The organism is Mycobacterium sp. TH-M82, from assembly GCF_057473605.1.
Genome location: NZ_JBYCKY010000490.1, coordinates 1 through 2523 on the forward strand (window position 1 = coordinate 1; position 2523 = coordinate 2523).

The 2523-nt window shown below is 67.7% G+C and carries 3 protein-coding genes; all 3 read left to right on the forward strand.

Annotation, left to right across the window (positions count from 1 at the left end; translation table 11 throughout):
• The coding region (locus AC2VON_RS15285; RefSeq protein WP_486953713.1) for an alpha/beta hydrolase-fold protein at window positions 1-470 on the forward strand (470 nt) is incomplete at its 5' end.
• A gap of 122 nt (window positions 471-592) precedes the next feature.
• Complete coding sequence (culp6, locus tag AC2VON_RS15290; RefSeq protein WP_486953714.1) at window positions 593-1648, forward strand: carboxylesterase Culp6; 1056 nt, start codon at window positions 593-595, stop codon at window positions 1646-1648.
• 182 nt (window positions 1649-1830) lie between these two features.
• On the forward strand, window positions 1831-2523 hold a 693-nt coding region (locus AC2VON_RS15295; protein WP_486953715.1), incomplete at its 3' end, for an AMP-binding protein.

The window sequence follows — 2523 nt, forward strand, 5'->3', positions numbered from 1 at the left end:
GTGCCGCACAAGGCGGGTACGGCGCGATGGCGCTGGCCACCTTCCACCCCGACCGGTTCGGGTACGGCGGTTCGATGTCGGGTTTCCTGTACCCGTCCGCGACCACCGTCAACGGCACCATTATCTCGGGCATGCAACAGTGGGGCGGGGTGGACCCCTACGGCATGTGGGGTGCGCCGCAGCTGGGCCGGTGGAAGTTTCACGACCCCTTCGTGCATGCGTCCCTGCTTGCGCAGAACAACACCCGGGTGTGGGTCTTCGCCCCAAGCGGCGGCGCCAGTGATCCGGCCGCGATGATCGGTTATCCGGACGTGACAGCCGGCGACGGCCGTTTCTTCTATTCGCAATATCGCTACGTCCGCGCCCACAACGGACACTTCGAGTTCCCAGACGGCGTCGACAACGGCTGGGGGTCCTGGCGTTCGCAACTGGGTGTGATGGCACCCGACATCGTCGGGGCCATCAAGTAACTCATCGGGTAGCATCGGGGGCCGGTCGGACTGAGTCGGTACCCTACAGGGTCAACAGGGGGCTGTGGGCGGCGCCGGGCATCTGCCCACCACCGACCGACTGACGCCGCCGGCAGGAGAAGATGGCCAAAACTTCGCGAAGCGCCCGAGGATCCCAGAGATCCCAGAGATCCCGGCGCCGGCGGCGTCGCATCCTCGGCTGGACCGCGGCAGCGGCGATGTCGCTGGTGGTGGCGCTGGTGGTGGCGGCGGTGGTGATCTGGATCCGCCGTCCCGTTTCAGGTATGTCACCACCGAGCGCGACGGCGCCGGAGGCAGTGCCGCCGAGCGGCGCCACGCCGCACGCCAAAAAGCCACGCCCGGCGTTTCAGGACGCCGGCTGCCCGGACGTGCAGTTGATCTCGGTGCCCGGCACCTGGGAGTCGTCGCCGACCCAGGACCCGTTGGACCCCACCGAGTTCCCCAAGGCGCTGCTGCTGACCGTCACCAGGCCGATCGCCGAGCAGTTCGACCCCGGCCGGGTACAGACATACACCGTTGCCTACACCGCGCAGTTTCATAACCCGATCGGCGCCGACGACCAGATGAGCTACAACGACAGCCGGGGCGAGGGCTTTCACGCGACGGTCAATGCGATCACCGACATGAATGCCAAGTGCCCGCTGACCAGCTACCTGCTCGTCGGCTTTTCGCAAGGCGCGGTCATTGCCGGCGACGTCGTCGGCGACATCGGCAACGATCGCGGACCGGTCGACGAAGACCTGGTGCTCGGCGCCACGCTGATCGCCGACGGCCGAAGGACACCGAGCAGCGGCGTCGACATCCCACCCACCCCGCCGGGTCAGGGCGCGGAGGTCACCCTGCACGAGCTGCCGGTCCTGTCGGCGTTGGGGATCACCATGACCGGCGCCCGGCCGGGGGGCTTCGGCGCGCTCAATCACCGCACCAACGAGATCTGCGCGCCCGCCGACCTGATCTGCGCGGCCCCGCAGGAGGCATTCAGCATCACCAGGCTGCCGGCCACCCTCGACGCCCTGGCCGGCGGCGCCGGCCAGCCGGTGCACGCGATGTATGCCACCACCGAGTTCTGGGACCATGACGGGGAGTCGGCGACGCAGTGGACGTTGAACTGGGCGCGTGGTCTCATCGACAACGCACCGCGTCCGAAGCACGGATGAGGGCGGCCGCCGACGGAACATCGCAAAGTAGATCACGAGGTACATCACAAGGTCGTAACGCATGCCGCGGGTGATTTGGCGTGCGCCCCATCGACCTCTAACATTAAGAGGAATTTAAGAGCTCATGGCCGCAGCCCCGGCCGGAGCGCGAGCCGGTGCAGGTGTGTGACAGGAGATTTGGCATGGTCGTGAGGGCCCAGGCGGAGTATCTCAATCCGTTCGTCAAGGACGGGAAGATCCGGCTTCCGGAGACCGACAGCCTGGTGAAGATCGTCGAGCGCTGGGCGAACCTGCGCGCCGAGAAGGTGGCGTACACGTTCCTGGACTACTCGACCGAGCGCGACGGTGTTGCGCGGCACATCTCCTGGGCCGAGTTCGGTGCCCGCAACCGTGCCGTGGGTGCCCGGCTGCAACAGGTCACCCAGCCCGGTGACCGGGTCGCCATCCTGTGCGGGCAGAACCTGGACTACCTGGTCTCGTTCTTCTCCATCTTGTACTCCGGCCGGATCGCGGTGCCGCTGTTCGACCCCGGTGAGCCCGGCCACGTCGGCCGGTTGCACGCCGTCCTCGACGACTGCGCCCCGTCGGCGATCCTGACCACCGGCGACGCCGCCGAGGGTGTGCGCAAATTCTTCCGTACCCGCCCGGCCAAGGATCGGCCCCGGGTGATCGCCGTCGACGCGGTCCCCGCCGAGGTCGGCGCCACTTGGGAGCTGGTCAAGGTCTCCCCCGGCACCGTCGCCTACCTGCAGTACACCTCCGGTTCCACCCGCACCCCAACCGGAGTGCAGATCACCCACACCAACCTGCCCACCAACGTGGTCCAGGTGATCCACGCGATGCAGGGCCGAGAAGGCGACCGCGGCGTCACCTGG